This is a genomic window from Streptomyces sp. NPDC002018 (assembly GCF_042890865.1).
Taxonomy (GTDB): Bacteria; Actinomycetota; Actinomycetes; order Streptomycetales; family Streptomycetaceae; genus Streptomyces.
The window spans coordinates 40,415-59,415 of the sequence record NZ_JBIASO010000007.1 but is presented as its reverse complement, the minus strand read 5'-3'; the positions used below and the strand labels follow the sequence as shown (position 1 = coordinate 59,415).

8 protein-coding genes are annotated in these 19,001 nt (G+C 72.5%); all 8 read left to right on the top strand.

Annotation, left to right across the window (positions count from 1 at the left end; translation table 11 throughout):
- Positions 1-60: 60 nt before the first annotated feature.
- The 8 genes from ACFYYH_RS13355 to ACFYYH_RS13320 are packed head-to-tail and all read left to right on the top strand — an operon-like array spanning position 61 to position 18,974.
- Positions 61-5,919, top strand: a complete 5,859-nt coding sequence (locus ACFYYH_RS13355; RefSeq protein WP_388549786.1) for an amino acid adenylation domain-containing protein — start codon at positions 61-63, stop codon at positions 5,917-5,919.
- Entirely contained in the window at positions 5,912-12,193 is a 6,282-nt protein-coding gene (locus ACFYYH_RS13350; protein WP_388549785.1) for a beta-ketoacyl synthase N-terminal-like domain-containing protein, read from the top strand. The genes ACFYYH_RS13355 and ACFYYH_RS13350 overlap by 8 nt, the downstream gene beginning before the upstream one ends.
- Positions 12,186-12,917 (top strand): thioesterase II family protein, encoded by a 732-nt coding sequence (locus ACFYYH_RS13345; protein WP_388549783.1) that lies wholly within the window; start codon positions 12,186-12,188, stop codon positions 12,915-12,917. Before ACFYYH_RS13350 ends, ACFYYH_RS13345 begins: the two co-directional genes overlap by 8 nt.
- Entirely contained in the window at positions 12,914-14,158 is a 1,245-nt protein-coding gene (locus ACFYYH_RS13340; RefSeq protein ID WP_388549781.1) for a cytochrome P450, read from the top strand. Before ACFYYH_RS13345 ends, ACFYYH_RS13340 begins: the two co-directional genes overlap by 4 nt.
- Complete coding sequence (locus tag ACFYYH_RS13335) at positions 14,151-15,584, top strand: condensation domain-containing protein (protein ID WP_388549779.1); 1,434 nt, start codon at positions 14,151-14,153, stop codon at positions 15,582-15,584. The genes ACFYYH_RS13340 and ACFYYH_RS13335 overlap by 8 nt, the downstream gene beginning before the upstream one ends.
- Positions 15,581-16,942, top strand: a complete 1,362-nt coding sequence (locus ACFYYH_RS13330; protein WP_388549776.1) for a DUF6002 family protein — start codon at positions 15,581-15,583, stop codon at positions 16,940-16,942. The genes ACFYYH_RS13335 and ACFYYH_RS13330 overlap by 4 nt, the downstream gene beginning before the upstream one ends.
- Complete coding sequence (locus ACFYYH_RS13325; RefSeq protein ID WP_388549773.1) at positions 16,939-18,066, top strand: hypothetical protein; 1,128 nt, start codon at positions 16,939-16,941, stop codon at positions 18,064-18,066. Before ACFYYH_RS13330 ends, ACFYYH_RS13325 begins: the two co-directional genes overlap by 4 nt.
- Positions 18,063-18,974 carry an LLM class flavin-dependent oxidoreductase gene (locus tag ACFYYH_RS13320; RefSeq protein WP_388549770.1) on the top strand — a complete coding sequence of 304 codons (912 nt, stop codon included), beginning with the start codon at positions 18,063-18,065 and terminating at the stop codon, positions 18,972-18,974. The genes ACFYYH_RS13325 and ACFYYH_RS13320 overlap by 4 nt, the downstream gene beginning before the upstream one ends.
- Positions 18,975-19,001: the final 27 nt, after the last annotated feature.

The window sequence follows — 19,001 nt, the reverse complement described above, 5'->3', positions numbered from 1 at the left end:
CCGCCCGAAACCATCCCGGGCCCGCCGTGCCACGGCGCGCCCGCAATCGCCTGGGGAGACATGACTCTCGCCGATCCTGGCCTCAGCGCGCACCTCGAACGGGGCGCCGAGGCCGACTCCTTTCCGCTCCTGTCCGCCAGAGCGCCGGCCCCGTCCTTCCGCCGTGCGGCGGGCGAGCTCGCGTACGGATGCGAACTACCGCATCTGCTGGCCGCCTTCGCCGCCGTGCTGAGCCGGCACAACGAACTCCAGCGGGTCGCGGTCGGTGTCCCCTATCTGCGCGGCGACCTGGTGGGTCTGCTGACGCTGCACCTCGATCTCGGCGAAGAGCCCACCTTCGCAACGGCGTTGACGGCCGCGGAGCAGGCGCTGGAGGAGGCACGCGCACTGACCGGAGCGCGGCTGCGGGCCCGGCTGGCGCAGCCCGCCCCCGCCTGCGTCGTCTCGGTCCTCGGCCGGCCCGGCCCCGGCCCGGACCCGCTGGGCCCGGCCGGCCTGCGAGCAGTGCGCCAGGTCCTGGCCCCGACCGAACTCCACCTGATCGCCCGGCCGGACGAGGACCGGCTGAGCTACGAGTTCCGGACAGATGTGTTCGACGCCGTCACCGCGCGCCGCATCGCCGAGCAGACCGGACGGGCCGTCAGCCAGGGAGCGCGCCGGCCGCAAGCCCGGATCGACACCCTGCACCTCGCGGGTGCGCGAGAGCAGGCCGAACTGCTGGCACTCAGCCAGTCCGTCACCGAACCGGTCGAGGCCCGCCTGGAAGAACTGATAGAGCGCCAGATCGCCTGCCGTGCCGACCGGATCGCGGTCTCCTCCGGGGCCTGGCAGCTCACCTACCGGGAGCTCGGAGGACAGGCGAACTGGCTTGCGCTACGCCTCCTCAAGGAGGGCATCGGACCCGGCCGGCGCGTCGGAGTACGGCTGGAGCGTCCCGACCACCTCGTGCCCGTGCTGCTGGCCGTACTCAAGACAGGCGCGTCCTATGTACCGATCGACCCGACCGCGCCCCCGGAGCGGCAGGCCGTCGTCGCCGAACTCGCCGGCATCGCCGTACTGGTGACGGACGACACCGGATCCGTCACACCGGCAGGGACACCGGTGGAAGTGCTGCCGCACCGGTTACCCACGGCGGAGTCCGGGCCCGCACCGGCCGGCTCGCCGGACGACGCCGCCTATCTGCTGTTCACCTCCGGCTCCACAGGCCGGCCCAAGGGCGTCGAGGTCGCCCACCGAAGCGTCGTGAGGCTCTTCACCACCACCCGCGACCTTTTCGGCTTCGGCACGCAGGACACCTGGCTCAACGCCCACGCCATCACCTTCGACGCCTCCGTATGGGAGATATACGGAGCCCTGCTGCACGGCGGCCGGGTGGTGATCGCCCCGCCCGGCACCGCCCGGGACCCCGAGGCGATGGTGACCCTGGTGGAGAACGAGGGCGTCACCATGCTCACCCTCTCTCCCACCGCGTTCGACGGTTTCCGGGACGCCGCACTGGAGCGAGGAACGGCCTTCCCCCTGCTCAGGTACGCCGTGCTCTGTGCCGAGGCACTCAACCCCGCCGCCCTTGCCCCCTGGTTCGAGCGCTGGGGCGAGCGGACACCCACGCTCGTCAACATGTACGGCATCACCGAGACGACTGTGCACAGCACCTTCCACCGGCTGAGCGCGGCCGACGTCCGCGACGGGCGCTCCAGGATCGGCACCGGCCTGCCCGACACTCCGGTGTACGTCCTGGACCGGCAAGGCCGCCCGGCACCGTTCGGGGTACCGGGCGAGATCCACGTCGGCGGGCCCGGCGTGGCCCTCGGGTACGCGGCCGCCCCGGACTTCGAGCAGGCCCGCTTCACCACGGACGCGTACTCCGCCGTGGACGGCGCCAGACTCTACCGCTCAGGCGACAAGGGACGAAGGCTTCCCGACGGCACCATCGAGTACCTGGGCCGCCTGGACCAGCAGGTCAAGATCCGCGGCTACCGGATCGAACTCGGAGAGGTCGAGGCAGCCCTGCTCGCCCACCCGTCCGTGCTCTCCGCCCGAGCCTGGGTGATCCGCAGACCGGACCGCCCGCCGCTGCTCGCAGCCGCCGTGGTGCTCACCCGCACGGGCGCCCGTCCCACTCCCCAGAACCTGCGGGACTTCGCCGCCGCACGGCTGCCCCGGTACGCGGTGCCGGCCGGTGTCGTCCTGGTGAGGGAACTGCCGCGGACCCCCAACGGGAAGCTGGACACCGCCCGGCTGCCCGACCCCTTCGCGGATGCCGCGGGGCATACCCACCCGGACGCGCCGGGCGCCGGCCGGCCCGCCGAAGCACAGACACCGCCGACCGACCCTCCCGCACTGAGCACCGTGACCGAGGCAGTGGCCCAGGTGCTCGGGCTGCCGCGGATCTCCGGCGACGCCAACTTCTTCGAGGCCGGCGGAGACTCGATCACCGCGGTCCGCCTGGTAGCCCGGCTGCGCGCGGCCGGATTCGACGCGGACCTGCCACGGATCTACCGGGCCCGCACCCCCCGGGCACTCGCCGCGTCCTTGCCCGCGGCGGACCTGCCTGCCACCGCCGGGCCGCCCCCGGACCACACCCGCCCGCTGCCGGACGGCCTGCCCGCCGGGGCGGTCGACGCATTCCCCGCCACCCGACTGCAACGCGGCATGTTCCTCCACAGCGTGCGAGACGGCTCACACGTCTACCACGACGTCCTCAGCTACACCGTGAACCAGCACCTTGAGGAGGACCTGCTCCGCGGCGCCCTGCACGAGGCAGTCGCCGCCCACCCGGCGCTGCGCAGCGCTTTCGCCGTCGACCACCCCTCCGGACCACTGCAGGTCGTCCACGGCACCGCCGAACTCGCGTGCACGTTCACCGATCTGCGGGACCGCCCGGCACACGAGCGGCGCGCCTACCTGCGGGCATGGGCGGCCGAGGAACGGCGAGTGCCGTTCGACTGGTCGGCGCCGGGCCTGCTGAGGATCTTCGTCCACCGCACCGCCGACCGGGAGAGTGTGCTGTCCCTGTCGGTGCACCACACCGTGCTCGACGGCTGGAGCGCCGCCTCCCTCGTCACCGAACTCCTCCTCACCCACACCCGGCTGCGGGAGGGACTGCCCGCCCCGGTCCGGACCCCCGACGACACCATGCGCCGCTATGCGGAGCTGGAGGAGGCGGCGGAGAGCGACGAGCGGCACCGGTCGTTCTGGCGCGGCTACCTCGACGGCGCGCGGCCCACACCGATACCGGGCGGAACCCCGGCCGCCGCGCCACCCCTGGTGGAGGCCGAGCGGTCGCTGCCCGCCGAACTCACCGAACGCTTCGCCGCCTTCGCACGGGCATCCGGAGTGCCGCTCAAGAGCGCCTATCTGACCGCCCACCTCGCCACGCTCTCCTTCCTGTCGGGGGAGACCGAGGTGCTGACGGGCCTGGTGACCAGCGGCCGCCTGGAGGAGGCCGGCGGGGACACCGGACTCGGGCTCTTCCTCAACACCGTCCCGCTGCGGGCACAGGTGGCCGACCGCAACTGGCGCGAGCTGCTGGCCTCGGTCTTCGACAACGAGACCGGGTTGTACGCCCACCGCAGACTGCCACTGGAGCGCATCCAGGCGGAGACCGGATCGTCCGGGCTGGTCCCGACGGCGTTCAACTACACCGACTTCCACGTGTACGACCGTCTGGCACAGGCCGGAATCCGGCTCAGCGACGTGCGCTACGACGAAGAGACCGACTTCCCCCTGCTGGCAGCGGTGCACGAGGACCCGTTCGGCGGACCAGCCACCCTCTCGGTCAGCCACCACACCGACCAGCCGGACGACGAACTCGCTGTCCGCTACGCCGATTTCTTCGAGCACCTCTTGCACCAGGCGACCGCTGCGCCCGACGAGCCGGCTGTCCGCACGCTCGCCCGGTGGGCCCAAGTCCGCGGCGCCACCGCCGAGCCGGCACCCGGCCCGCCGGCCGCCGCCTGCGGATCACTCGTGCCACTGCTCGCCGAGCGCCTCGGCACGGATCCACAGGCGCTGCTCCTGACCGCTGGAGGCGAGGAGTGGACGCGCGGGCGGATCGCCCGCCGCGTCGCCGGGCTCCGCCGGCGCCTGCAGACCCTCGGCGTGACCCCCGCCACGCGGGTCGCCTGTTTCCTGGAGCGCGGCCCCGACCCGCTGGTGGCCCTCCTCGCCCTCTGGTCCCTGGGCGCGGCCTACGTCCCCATCGACACCGGACTGCCGCCCGCCCGCCGCCGCGCCGTGCTGGCGGCAGCACACTGCACACTGGCACTGCGGTCCCAGGCTCTCCCCGCCGAACAGGCCGGATGGCACGGACCCGAGCTGGTACTCGCGGGACCGGACGAGGACGGCGCGAAGCACACCGGCACCACCGCGAGCGGGTCCGGGCAGAAACCGCCCACCGCGCGCACGGAGCCTTCCGCGGGGCCGGCCGCGTCCGGCACCCCGGCCGGACCGGACACCTGGTCCGAGCCCGCCCCCGGCCAAGAGGCGTACGTCCTGTTCACCTCCGGCTCCACCGGCGAACCGAAGGGGGTGAGCATGCCGCACCGGGCCATGGCCAACCTCATCACCTGGCAGGCGGCCCAGCCGGAGTTCGCCACGCCCCGCCGCGTCAGCCAGTTCGCACCGCTCGCCTTCGACGTCTCCGTCCAGGAGATGCTGACAGCCGTGGTGCACGGCGGCACCCTCCACGTCATACCGGACGAGGTCCGCCGCAACTCCCAGGCCCTGCTCGACTTCTTCGTCGATCAGGACATCGAGGTGGGCTTCCTGCCACCGGTCGCGCTGCACCAGCTCACCGCCGCCTGGGAGGCCTTCGGCCGTACCCCGGCCCGGCTGACCCACCTGCTGCTCGCCGGCGAGGCACTGGTCGTCGACGACACTCTCCGGGCCTTCTGCGCAGCGGCCGGCACCGAACTGGTCAACCAGTACGGGCCCACCGAGACGCACGTGGTGACCAGCCACCGGCTCGGCCCCGCCCCCGCTACATGGCCGGACCGCCCGCCGATCGGCCAGCCCATCGCAGGGGTGCGGGCCCGCGTCCTGGACCAGCTCGGCCGGCCGGTGCCGCGCGGCGCCCAGGGAGAACTCCACATCGCCGGCGCCCCGGTAGCCACCGGCTACCTCGGGACCGACGGAACGGCCGCGCCGGACGGGGACCGGTTCACCGTCACCGCGCACGGCGCCTCCTCCTACCGGACGGGCGACCTCGTCCGCGTCGCCGACGGCGAACTGGCATTCGCCGGACGCCTGGACGACCAAGTCAAGGTTCGCGGTCACCGTGTCGAGCCGGACGAGGTCGCCGCGGTGCTGCTCCGGCACGGCGGCGTGCGCGCCTGCAGTGTCCAAGCGGTACACACCCAGGGAGCCGGCACCGAACTCGCCGCCTACGTGGTGCCCGCCGGAGCGTGGGTCACAGCAGCCACCGTGCAGGAACACGCCCGGACGGAGCTGCCCGAGTACGCGGTGCCACGCTACGTCGAACTCCTCGACCGGATCCCGCAGACCCCCAGCGGCAAGGTCGACGCACGCGCGCTGCGGGCCCCCCGGCCCATCCGGCCCAGACCCGGCCCGCCAACCGCGCTCACACCATCCGAACGGCGGGTACTGGCCGTGTGGGCCACAGTCCTGGGCCGGCCCGTCGCCTCACCGACCCTCTCGTTCTTCGAAGCCGGCGGCAGCTCACTGCTGGCACTGACGCTCTACCTGAAGCTGAGGGCCACATTCGAGCAGCCCTTTGTCATGCACGACCTGTTCCGCTTCCCGACCGCCCGCGGCTTCGCCGCGTTCCTGACCGGCGGAAGCACCGAAGCCCGGCAGGAGGCTCCCTCAGGGACCCCTGGCCGGGACGTCAACCGAATCGCCACCGCGGCCGCCCGACGAAGGCTGGCCAGGGGACGGGAGAAGAACACGGGTGAGTGACGACCGGCCGGACACGGCTTCCACCGACATAGCCATCGTCGGACTGGCGCTGCGACTGCCCGGAGCAGCCGACGCCGACACCTTCTGGCAGCGGATCTGCTCAGGCGAGGAACTGCTCACCACCTTCACCGACGAGGAGTTACGCGCGGCGGGCGTCGCCGAGGAACTACTGCGCGACCCGGCCTTCATCAAGGTCAGCGGCCTCATCGAGGACTCCGGCGACTTCGACGCCGAGTTTTTCGGCATCGCCCCGAGCGAGGCCCGCCTGATGGACCCCCAGCACCGGCTCTTCCTGGAGCTCTGCTGGCACGCCCTGGAGGACAGCGGATACGATCCGGCCCGCTATCCCGGCGACATCGGGGTGTTCGCCGGCGGCGGCCGGCACGCCTACCTGCGCTACATCGAGCCCCACTTCGATCACGCCGACTACCTGGACGGATCCATCCGGGGACTACAGACCGACATCGGCAACTACGGGGACTTCCTGGCCACTCGGGTCTCCTACCGCCTCGGTCTGAGCGGACCCTCACTCAACGTGCAGACGGCTTGCTCGACCGCCCTCGTCGGCGTCCATCTGGCCGTCCAGAGCCTGCTGCTCGGCGAGACCGACCTCGCTCTGGCCGGCGCCGTCAACGTGCACACCCCTCAGGTCAACGGCTACATCTTCGAAGAGGGTTCGATCTGCTCGCCGGACGGACACCTGCGGCCGTTCGACGCCGGGGCCGCCGGCTCGGTGTTCGGCAACGGCGGCGGCGTGGTGGCCCTCAAGCGCCTCGACGACGCTCTGGCCGCGAACGACCGCGTCATCGCGGTCATCAAGGGCTCCGCCATCAACAACGACGGTGCCGAGAAGATGAGCTTCACCGCGCCCAGCATCGCCGGACAGGCCGACGTCGTGGCACGCGCCCAGCGGGTCGCCCAGATCGACCCGCGCACCATCGGATACATCGAAACCCATGGCACCGGGACCGCCCTCGGCGACCCCATCGAGGTCGCCGCGCTGATCTCCGCCTTCGACGTCCAGGACGCGCCGGCCCCCTACTGCGCGCTCGGCGCGGTCAAGGCGCAGATCGGCCACCTCGGCCCGGCGGCCGGCATCGCCGGACTGATCAAGGCCGTGCTCGTCCTCGAACGCGGCCAGATCCCGCCGGTCGCCAACTTCACGACCCCCAACCCGGACATCGCCTTCGGCGGCTCGCCCTTCTACGTACCCACCGAGCTGACCGAGTGGGAGGGCACCCGGCGCGCCGGCGTCAGCGCCTTCGGCGTCGGCGGCACCAACGCTCACGTCGTCCTGGAGCAGGCGCCCGGCCGCCCCGAGCCCGAGCCGGAGGACGCCAGGCCGACCCCGCTGGTGCTCTCCGCGGACTCCCCGCAGGCCCTCGGCCAACTCCGCGGATCCCTTGCGGCCCATCTGCGGCAGAACCCGCAGCTGAGGCTCGGCGAGGTGGCACGGGTGCTCGCCACCGGGCGCCGCCGCTCCCGGCACCGGCTCGCCGTCACCGCCCACACCACCACCGAGGCCGCCACACTGCTGGCCGCCGCACAGCCCGCCGCCTCCCCGGCACCCGACAGTGAACTCCCCGTCGTCTTCGCCTTCCCCGGGCAGGGCGCACAGTACGTCGACGCCGGACGCGGCCTCTACCGCTCGGACGCCGTCTTCCGCGACACCGTCGACACCCTGTCCGGGCAACTGGCCGCCACCGACGGGCTCGACGTGCGCACCGTCCTCTTCCCGGAGGAAAGCGACCGCCCCGAGGCCGCGGTACTGCTGCGGCAGGCCCTGTACGCCCAACCCGCCCTGTTCATCACCGAGTACGCCCTGGCCACCGCTCTGATCGCCGCCGGAATCGAACCCGGCGTCATGATCGGCCACAGCATCGGCGAGTACGCCGCGGCGGCACTGGCCGGGGTGCTGACACCCGAGGACGCGCTGCGGCTGGTGGCCGCCCGCGGCCGGCTCATGCACACGGGAACCGAACCAGGCGCCATGATGGCCGTTGGCCTCCCCGAGGCGGAACTGCGCCGCATCCTGCCGCCGGACCTCGACATCGCCGCCGTCAACGCCCCGGAGCAGACCGTGGTGTCCGGCCCCGTCGAGGCCATCGCCCGCTTCGACGACCAGCTTGCCGGCACCGACCTGCTGCACACGGTGCTCGGAACCTCGCTCGCCGCACACTCGTCGCTGATGGAACCCATCGTCGAGGAGTTCCGCAAGGTCGCACACTCGGCCACCTACCACCCGGCCACCCGGCCGCTGGCCTCCACTCTCCTCGGAGCGATGGCCGGCCCCGACACCATGGCCGACCCGGAGTACTGGGTCAGGCACCTGCGTCATGCCGTGCGCTTCCTGGACGGCGCGCGCGCCGTCCTCGCACTCGGTCCCGCCCTCATCGTCGAGTCGGGGCCCGGCCGGGCTCTCGGCGGGATGTTCCGCCAGGCCGACGGCGCCGCGGAGGCAGCCGCTGTCACCCCCTGGGTGGAGAAGGAGCGTGCCGCCGAGCCGAAATCGACCGCCGAACTGGTCGGCACGGTCTGGACCCACGGCGGCCGGGTCGACTGGGAACAGCAGCTGACCGGCCGCTCCAGCCGCCGGGTCGCCCTTCCCGGCTACCCCTTCGACCGTGCGACGTACTGGACGGACCTGCCCGCACCCCCCACGAACCCGGTCCTGCCCTCCTCCCCGCTGCCGCTGCACAGGCGCGGCCTGGTCCAGCGCCCGCGCTGGGACCTCACCCCGCTCGAACCGGACACCGGCGGCACGGCCGCGGCGCGCCGCGTGCTGGCCCTGGTCCCCGACGCCGCACACCCGGTCGTCGCCGCGCTGCGAGCCGAAGGCCACACCGTCGTCGCGCTGCCCCCCGAAGAAGCCGGCACCCCGGACACCACGGCCCTCCTGGACACCCTGGAGCAACACCACGGCGAGTTCGACACCGTGCTCCAGATACCGAAGGACCGCCCGGCCGGAGCCGAGCCGCCCCTGCGGACCCTGGTGGACGACGTCCTCACGCAGGCCTTCTGGCCGGTACTGCGCATCGTGCGGGACCTGGCGGCGCGCCGCCGCACCGGCGTCGACGTCCTGATCGCCACCACCGGCGCCCGGCAACTCACCGCCGAGGAACGGCCACGCCCCGAACTGGCCCTGCTCACCGGCCCCGCCCGGGTCCTGCCGCAGGAGTACCCAGGAGTCCGGGTGACCGAGGTCGACCTCGACCCGGCCGCGGCCACCGAGGCCGCCGTCCGCCTGCTCGCCACCGAGCTGCGCCACCTCGGGCCCGCCGGCACCGTGGCGTACCGCGGGGAACGCCACACCCTGCACTACGAGCCGGCCGAAGCCCACACCCCCGGCACCCCCTGGGAACGCGGCGGACGCTACCTCGTCACCGGCGGACTCGGAGGCATCGGACTGGCCCTGGCCGAGGAGGCCGCCCGGCACGCAGCCGACGTCACCCTCGTCCTCACCCATCGCACCGAACTGCCGTCCGCCCAGGAGGCCCGGCGGCTGCTGGCCGACGACACCACCCCGGCCGCCCTGCGCCGCCGTCTCGAAGGCCTGGCACGGCTGGAGGCAGCCGGCGCGCAGGTCCACACCGTGCGGGCCGACGCCGCCGACCGGGACGCGATGAGCCGGCTGCGCCGCGAGTACGGGCCGTTCACCGGCATCGTGCACGCGGCCGGCGTCTCCAGCGGCCGACTGATCGACACCATCGACGCAGAGCACGTCGAGCGGGTCCTCACCCCCAAGGTGGCGGGCACCCTGGTCCTCGACGAGGCAGTGGCCGACGAGCACACCCACTGGCTGGTGCTCTGCTCCTCGGTGTCCTCGGTGGTCGGCGGCATCGGTCACGTCGACTACTGCGGCGCCAACGCATTCCTGGACAGCTTCGCCCAGTGGCGCGACGCGTCCGGCCGGCGAACCCTCAGCCTCGGGTACGACGCGTGGACGGACGTCGGCATGGCGGTCGACGAGGCCCGGCGTTCGCTGGCCGAACGCTCCACCGCCATCGACCACCCGATCTTCAGCGCCGAGTGGGAGGGCGAGGACGCCGCCGAGTATCACGGTGAACTGCGCGCCGGGACCGACTGGGTCGTGGACGAGCACCACGTCGCAGGGCACCCGGTGCTGCCCGGAACGGGCATCGTCGAGTTCATCCGGGCCGCCGCCGAACGCCGCCTGGGTGTGCCCGCTGTCGAGATTCGCGAGCTCGACCTGCTCCGCCCGCTGCAGGTACCCCCGGGCGGGGCCACCGAGTTCACCATCCGGCTCGACGGACGCGACGGCCGGCTGAGGGCCACCCTGCTCAGCCGGCGCGACGGCCCGGCCTGGCACGAACACGCCACCGGCCTGGTGGGCCGGACCTCGGGACCGGCCCCCGCGTCCACCCCGATCACGATCCCCGCCGCGGACACCCCCGACGACATCCCGCCGGGCAACCCGCTCACCTCCTTCGGGCCGCGCTGGGCGAACGTGCGACGCAGCGTGCTCACCGGCCCCGACGAACTGGTCCTCGAGGCCGAACTGCCCGAGCCCCACCACGGCGATCTCGGACGTTACGCAGTCCACCCGGCCTTGCTCGACACCGCCGCGGGAAGCCTGCTCGGCCACGTCAGCGACCGCCCGCACCTGCCGATGTCGTACGAGCGCATCACCGTCCACCGCCCGATGCCGGCCCGCATCCGCAGCCACATCGCACGCAGGGCCGCCCGGCAGGACTCCTCCGTGCTGTTCGACGTCCGCATCCAGGACGAACACGGCGACCCGGTAATGGAGCTGAGCGGCTACTCGCTGCGCGGGGTCGATCCGGACGAGCTGGCCAACTCCCTCACAGCGGCCGGGCCGGCGGCGAACCACAGCCTGGTCTCCACCGATATCGGCGACCTGGCCGCACTGCGTCTGGCCGGGACCGAGCGCACCGAGCCCGGCCCCGGAGAGGTCCGGGTGGAGGTGCTCGCGACCGGTCTCAACTTCAAGGAGGTGCTGATCGCCACAGGTATGCTCGACGCGGACAGCCCCGACTTCCAATTCGGCCTCGAGTGCGCCGGCATCATCCGGGCAGTCGGCGAGGGAGTGACCGCACTGCGCGCGGGCGACCCCGTGCTGGCCCTGGGCACAGGCTGCTTCTCCGACCACGTCATCGTCCGCGCCGCGCTGACAGCCCCGATCCCGGACGGACTGACCTTCGCCCAGGCCGCCTCCATCCCGGTCGCCTTCACCACCGCCTACGACTGCCTGCGCAATCTCGCCGGGCTCAAGGCCGGCGAGCGGGTGCTGGTACACGCCGTCACCGGCGGCGTCGGCCTCGCGGCAACCCAGCTCGCCCAGCACATGGGCGCCGAGGTGTTCGGCACCGCGGGCAGCCAGGCCAAGCGGGACTTCGCCCGCGCCCAGGGCGTCAGCACCGTGATGGACTCCCGCTCACTCGCCTTCGAGCGCGAGACGGTCGCCGCGGGAGGCGTCGACGTAGTCCTCAATTCCCTGGTGGGCGACTTCATCCCGGCCGGCCTGCGGACCCTGCGCGAGCGGGGCCGGTTCGTGGAACTCGGACGGCGCGACATCATCGAGGGCAGCCTGCTCGACCTCAACCTGTTCAGCACCGGCCGTACGTTCAGCGCCTACTACCCCAAGGACGAGTCCGCCCTCGACGAGGCGTTCGCCGAAGCGGCCGCACTGCTGCAGAAGGGCGTTATCCAGCCGCTGCCGATTCGGACCTTCGACATCGCCGAGGTCCAGGAGGCCTTCACCTACATGTCGCGGGCCCAGCACATCGGCAAGATCGTGGTCTGCCGGCCGGGCGCCCAGGAGCAGGCCGCACGGCCCGGGGAAGCCACCACCGAGGGCATCACCGCGGCCTCCGGCACCGCGGCCTTCCACGCCGCCCTCGCCGTCGGCGGAGCCCACCTGCTGGCCAGCGCCCGCAGCTTCGCCGCGATCGGCGACGACCTGGTCGTCGCCGAACACGTCCTGCACACCACGGAGTCCACACTCGCACACACCCGCCCCGAACTCGGCTACGACTTCGCACCCCTGGAGGGCGACACCGAGCAACGGCTCGGCCCGATCTGGGCCGGGGTACTGAGCATCGAGGCGGTCGGCAGAGAGGACCAGTTCCTCGATCTCGGCGGCGACTCGCTGTACGCGACCCAGGTCGTGGCCCGGATCCGCAAAGAATTCGGAGTGCGCATCGCACCGGCCAACATCCTCGGTGACGTACCGCTGCGGGAACTGGCCCGGTTCATCGACGACCAACTCGGCACGGAGGCACCCGATGCCTGAACCCGTCGTGGCCAGAGTGTTCTGCCTGCCCTACGCGGGTGGCAGCAGCCTCGCCTACCGCGGCTGGTCCGACCTCGGACCCGGGCTGGAAGTGGTCGCCGTCGACTACCCCGGGCGCCTGATGCGCCCGGCCGAGCCCCTGCTGGACTCGGTGCCCGCCCTGGTGGCCGCCCTGACCGAGGAACTGTCCCCCTCCTGGGACCTGCCCTTCGTCCTGTGCGGCACCAGCCTGGGCTCCCTGGTGGCCTTCGAACTGGCCAGAGCCGCCGAACAGGCCGGCCGGCCCCCCGAAGCCGTGGTGCTCTGCGCCTGCGCGGCTCCCGGCAGGCCGCCCCGCAACCCACCGGTGACCGACCTGACGGACACCGGCTTCCTGGACGCTGTCGCCGACCGGTACGGAGGCGCCCTCGCCGCCCTGAGCGGCGACCCCGAAGCGCAGGCCGTGGTGCTGCCCATGCTGCGAGCGGACCTGCGGGCATTCGAACGCTACACGGCGCAGCCCGTCCAGCACCCGCCGATCGCCGCCGACGTCGTCGCCTTCTCCGGCCAGCAGGACCACTCCACCGGATTCGGCGAGATCGCCGGCTGGCGCGCCTTCACCACCGGAGACTTCCAGATCAGGTCGGTCCCCGGCGGCCACTTCTTCATCGAGCAGCGGCCCCCCGAGGTCATCGGCGAGATCCGGGCCCGGCTGCGCGACCACCGCACCGTGGAGACCTCATGAGCCACCCGCCCCACCGCGCGGAGCGCGACGCACACAAGGACGGAGACCACGTGGAGCTCGGCGAGTGCCCTGCTGTCAGCTACCCGATGCAACGACAGGACCCCTTCCACCCCCCGGCCGAGTACGAGGCGCTGCGGGCCCAGGGCCCGGTGGTGCCGGCCAGGCTCTCCTTCGCGGGCGACCGGCCGGCCTGGCTGGTCACACGGTTCAAGGAGGCCAGGGAGGTCCTCGCCGACACCCGCTTCAGCTCCGACTCACGCCTGCCCGGATTCCCGGTCCGGCGGGCCCACAGCACGCTGATCCGGATGGACCCGCCCGACCACACCCGCTACCGGGACATGATCAACCACGAGTTCGTCGGGCGGCGGGTGGCAGAACTGCGCCCTGTCATCGAGGACCTGACGGACCGGCTGCTCGACGACATCGCCCGCGGCCCGGCCCGCTCCGACCTCCTCCCGGCGCTGGCGATGCCACTGCCCTCACTGGTCATCTGCCACCTGCTGGGAGTCTCCTACGCCGACCACGTCTTCCTCCAGGAGCGCACCGCGGACGCACTGCGAGCCACCTCCACCGCCGAAGAGATCGACGAGGCGGTGGCCGACCTCGGCCGGTACATGGACCGGGTGGTGCAGTCCAAACTCGACACACCGGGCGACGACATCATCAGCCGCCTGGTGACGGACCACGTGCGTACCGGCGCCTGCACACCGGAGGTGGCGGCCGACCTGGCCCGCCTGCTGCTGGTGGCAGGCCACGTGACGACGGTCAACATGATCGGCCTCGGCATCCTCACCCTCCTCCAGCACCCGGAGCAGCTCGACGAACTGCGCCACAACGAGCGGCTGACCGGCCCGGCCGTGAACGAACTGCTGCGGCACCTGACCATCACCCCCTCACTGGCCCGGGTGGCCACCCAGGACGTGGAGGTGGGCGGCACCCTGATACGAGCCGGCGAGGGCGTGATGATCCTGCTCTCCTCGGCCAACCGGGACGAGCGCGAGTTCCACGACCCGGCCACCTTCGACATCCACCGCAAGGAGCGAGTCAACCTGGCCCTCGGCTGGGGCCCCCACCTCTGCCTGGGCGCCGCCCTCGCCCGGCTGGAACTCCAGATCGTCATCACCAGGACGCTGCGCCGGTTTCCCGGACTGCGGCTCGCCGTCGACCTCGACACCATCCCCTTCCGGCACAAGGTCAACATCTACGGAGTGCACGAGCTGCCGGTGGTCTGGGATGAGTGACCCCGCCTCCGCCGCCACGACAGGAGAGTTCCCGCTCTCCGTCCAGCAGGAGTTCCTCTGGGAGGGAATCCGCTTCCGCTCCTTCGGCCGGAGCATCGCCTCCCGGGGCAACCCCTCCATCGCCGTGGAACTCGCCGGCAGCCTCGATCCCGGCCGGTTCCGGCGGGCACTCAAACTCATGATCAGACGACACGAGCCGCTGCGCACCACCCTGACCGATCTCGGCCCCGCGCCGCTGCAGAAGGTGGCCGAGGACCTCGAACCGCCGCTCGCCTACGTCGACCTGGCCGAGACGGTGCCGGGCGACCGGCGGCCCGCCACCGCCCGCGCCCTGGTCGCCGGCGACCAAGGCGGCGAGTTCGACCTGGTCGCGGGACCCCTGTGGAGCTGCCTGCTGGTGCGGGTCGCCCCGTCGCTGCACGTCCTCTCGCTGTCCTTCAGCCACCTGATCATCGACGGCGTCTCCCTGGTCGGTTTCCTGCGCCAGCTGGGCCGGCTGTACGAGGGCGAGGACCTGGCCCCGCTGAAGCAGCAGTACCGGCACTTCGCCGAGGAATCCCTCAGACCCGCCGCCGACGCCGGGGCGCGCGTCGAGTACTGGCGCGACCGGCTGCTGCCCCTGCCCGGACGGCTGCCGTTCCCGACGGACTACTCGGCCACCCCGCCCGCCCTGATCTCGTTCGAGGAGGAGAACTTCCGCAGCCCGCTCACCCCGCGGCAGCTGCGCGAGGTGTCCGTCCGCAACTCGGCCACACCGTTCATGCTCAACCTCGCCGCGTACGCCGCGGTACTGGCCCGCACCGGGGGAGCGGAGCGAGTGGTCATCGGGTCCAGCGTCGCCCGCCTGGACCTCAAGGCCGACGACGACCAGCTCGGCTACTTCCTCGACAACATCTTCATCCCCGTCCTGGTACGGCCCAAGGACACGGTCGGCGAACTGGTCCGCCAGGTCCGCAGCGCGGTCGTGGAGGCACAGCGCAACATCCTGCCGTACACCGAACTCGCCGCCGCCCTGAAACCGGACTTCGAACAGAGCAGACCCTGGCCGGGAATCCACCTGTACGACGCCTGGGTCCGGGGCCGGGTCTTCGAAGCAGCGACCGACACCGCCGCTTCCGCCTCCTTCGGCGAGACCACCGTCAAGCTGTTCCCCGCTCCCAGCGGCTCGGCACCCCGGGCCGTACTCGACCCCCGGCACCAGGAGGCCTACTCGCGCTACTACCTGCCATCGCTCTACCTGAACGACGCCGCGGGCTCCAACGGATACATCGAGTACAACCGTGCCGCGTTCGCCCAGAACACGATCCGCCGCCTCGCCGCCCACCAGCAGGCGTTCGTGAGCCGCCTCGCGGATCCACAGACGCGCGTGGATGAGGCATGGCGCGCCGTGAAGAGCACGACAGAGGGGAAGCAGAGGCTGTCATGACCGCCGTCAGCACCGAGACCGTCGTGGCCGCCGCCATGACCCGCTACCAGCCGATGCTCCGCGCCACCGCGGAACTGCTCGGGCTGTCGAACACGGGCCCGGTCGGCTTCCGGCTCCCGGTGACGGACGAACACCTGGCCCGCTTCCACGAGGCCTCGGACGTCGCCGTCCAGCGGGCCGGGAACTGGCGCGGACACCGGATCTCGCTCCTCGACCTCATGCGGAACCCGGGCACCCGCACCGCGAAGACCTTCGCGTCCCTGCACATCGTGGCCCGCGCGATCCAGCACATCAGGGAGACCGGCGAACGGCTGCTGCTCACCACCCCCACCTCGGGAAACAAGGGCACGGCGCTGCGCGACGCCGTGGCCCGGGCCTACGCCGCAGGACTGGCCACCCCCGACGAACTGCGGGTGCTCACCGTCGTCCCCGCCCACTCGCGCCCCAAACTGAGGGACAGCCCACTGTCGGCGGACCCGGCCCTGCGGGCGGCGAACCCGTTGCTCGTCGCCGACGTGAGCCGGCCGGACGACGTGAAGGCACTCGCCAGGTCCCTCCACGAACGGCTGCGCAGCGAACCGGCCCGCTTCACCCCGTGGTTCACCCTCGATCTGGAGAACTACCGGATCGCCGACACCCTGCGGGCCTACGCGGAGGCGGAACTGGACCCCATCGGTCCCGAGAGCCCGCCCCGGCTGCACACCCACGCGGTCTCCAGCGCCTACGGTCTGCTCGGCTACCACCTCGGCGTCGGCCTCCTGGACCGCGACAGCGGATGGGGACTGACCGCCCCGCACCGCCACCCGGGCTTCCTGCTGGTCCAGCAACTGGCCACCCCCGACATGGTGCTGAGCCTCCTCAAGGGCGGCACGGACCGCGACCTGCTGCCCCGGTACCGACGCCCGAACCGGACCGCCCCCTGGCAACAGGACGACGATCCGCACTTTCCCGCCGTCACCGACACCCTGGACGAACGGTTGGACGCCACCTTCTACACCAGCGCCCCGCCGACCTCCGCCAAGATCAACACACTGATCGGACGGCACGGCGGCACCGGCGTGGTGGTCTCGCGCCGCGAATGTCTCCAGCGCTACGAGGAGATCGCCGGCCTGCTCGCACCGCTCGGCCACCGGCTCCCCGACAACCCGGCCGACATCCGCGAGTGGTCCCTCGTGAAGGCCCTCGCGGGAGCGATGGTGGCGGTGGAGCGGAGCCTGGTGGCCCCCGGGACCGACCTGCTCGTGCACGGTTCGGGCTTCTACACCGACGAGACCCTCCCCCCGCTGCGCGCGGGCGCCCAGACAGAGGTCTCCTCCTCGGCCGCGGCCGAGGACGCCATGCTGCGGGCCGCCCGGTGACCACGGTGACGGCCGCCTGGGAGCGCGCCCGGTTCGCCTGGGACGGCAGCGACAGCCGCGCTCTGTCCACGGCCCGCCACCTGGTGGACACCGTCACCGCCACCAGGCTCGCCTGGCAGGTGTTCCACGCCGGCCCGCTCCGGATCGCCTACGGCGGCTACCGGGCCGGACACAGCCACGTACTGCCCTTCCTCCAGGAACGGGCACGGGCCGCGGGGCTCGCCACCGGCAGCCTCACCGCGGAGCCCGCCGGCCGCCGGGCCCCCGAGGCCGACATCCTCGCCGTGGGCTGCTCGGACCGCCGGGCCCTGGCCCTTCCCCCGGCCGGCGCGATCATCGCGCCGTTCCGGGTCCACCTGGTGCTGCCGCTCGCCGCGGCCGGGCAACCACAGCCGGTAGTGGTCTCCCGCAAGGAACGCCAACGCTTCGCGCGCGAACACATACGGCGCGGATGGGCACTCGAAGCGACCCGCTCCAGCGCCGACTTCGGGTACTTCTACCGCCGCATGCACCTGCCGACCATGGCACGCCGACACGGCGACGCCGCCCGGTCGGTCGGCCCCAGGGCCGCCCACGACACGATCCTGGCGCAGGGGATGCTCTTCTTCGTGACCGAACACGGTGAGCGCCGAGCCGGGATGCTCTGCCGGCTGGACCGCACACGCCGCACGCTGACCCTGCGACTGGCCGGTGTCCTCGACGGCGCCGCCGAGCACTACCGATCGGGCGTCTTCATGGCAACGTACCTGCTGATCGCGCGGTGGGCCACCGACCAGGGCATCGAGCGGATGGACCTGTCCGGTTCGGAGCCCTTCCTCAGCAAGGGCATCCTGCAGTTCAAGCGCAAACTCCACCCCCGGGTCGAACTGCCCCCCAACCACTTCGCGAACAAACGCCTGTGGCTGGGCGTTCGCCGGGACAGCCCGGCCGTACGCGAACTGCTGACCGCCAATCCGGTGCTCGCGCTCGGGCGGCCCGGCCGCTTCGAGGCGGTGTACTTCCACGACGCGCGGCGACCGCCACGCACCGACCTGCGCTGGGAGGGCCTCGGCATCAGCGCCGCCCGGCACGTGGACCTCGACGGCTTCCTGGCCGGTCTGCCGAAGGACGGCGGCCCGCGGTGACCCTGCGCGTCGGTGTAGTGATTCTGCCCGCCACCCGCTGGCCCGAGGGCGGCGAGGCCTGGCGACTGGCCGACGAGATGGGCTTCGCACACGCCTGGACCTACGACCATCTCGCATGGCGCGATCTGCCCGCCCAGCGGTGGTTCGCCGCCGTGCCCACCCTGGCCGCGGCCGCCGTCATCACCCGCCGGATCGGCCTCGGCACCCTGGTCACCTCGCCCAACTTCCGCCATCCGCTGCCACTGGTGAAGGAGGCCCTGACCCTGAACGACCTGTCCGGGGGCCGGTTCACCCTCGGCATCGGCGCCGGGGCCGGCGGGCACGACGCCTCGGCGCTGGGCCGGCCGGAGCCCGCACCGGCCGAACGGGCCGAACGCTTCGGTGAGTTCACCGAACTCACCGACCGCCTCCTGCGGGAACCCGTGGTGGACTTCGCCGGACGCCACTTCCAGGCGAAGGCCGCCCGCACCGGCCCCGGCAACGGATCGGGGCGAGCCCTCCCGCTCGCCGTGGCGGCCGGCGGCCCCGCCGGGATGCGGACCGCGGCCAGACACGCCGACATCTGGGTCTCGAACGGGTTCTCGCCGCAGCCCGGCCTCGTCGCCCCTTCGGTCAGCCCCGAACTGGCGGCCCGCCAGGTCCGCAGACTCGAAGAGATCTGCGCGGACCTCGGGCGGCCACCCGCCTCGCTGCGCAGGCTCGTCCTCGACAGCAACCGGACGAATCCGCCGCTGGCCTCCGTCGCCTCCTTCATCGAGGCGGCCGACCGCTACCAAGAGGCCGGATTCACCGACCTGGTGGTGCCCTTCCCCCGCACCGAACCGCCCTACGCGGGCGACCTCGCCGTTCTGGAGCGTATCGCCTCCGACGTGCTGCCCGGACTCCACAGCGGCCGGCCGGCCCGCTAGCCACCCCTTGCCGTCCGTCCAAGGAGA

What these genes read in the sequence shown, in the direction of transcription:
- ACFYYH_RS13335 (WP_388549779.1), top strand. Translation starts at nt 14,151, where the DNA reads ATGAGTGACCCCGCCTCCGCCGCCACGACAGGAGAGTTCCCGCTCTCC.
- ACFYYH_RS13355 (WP_388549786.1), top strand. Translation starts at nt 61, where the DNA reads ATGACTCTCGCCGATCCTGGCCTCAGCGCGCACCTCGAACGGGGCGCC.
- ACFYYH_RS13330 (WP_388549776.1), top strand. Translation starts at nt 15,581, where the DNA reads ATGACCGCCGTCAGCACCGAGACCGTCGTGGCCGCCGCCATGACCCGC.
- ACFYYH_RS13345 (WP_388549783.1), top strand. Translation starts at nt 12,186, where the DNA reads ATGCCTGAACCCGTCGTGGCCAGAGTGTTCTGCCTGCCCTACGCGGGT.
- ACFYYH_RS13340 (WP_388549781.1), top strand. Translation starts at nt 12,914, where the DNA reads ATGAGCCACCCGCCCCACCGCGCGGAGCGCGACGCACACAAGGACGGA.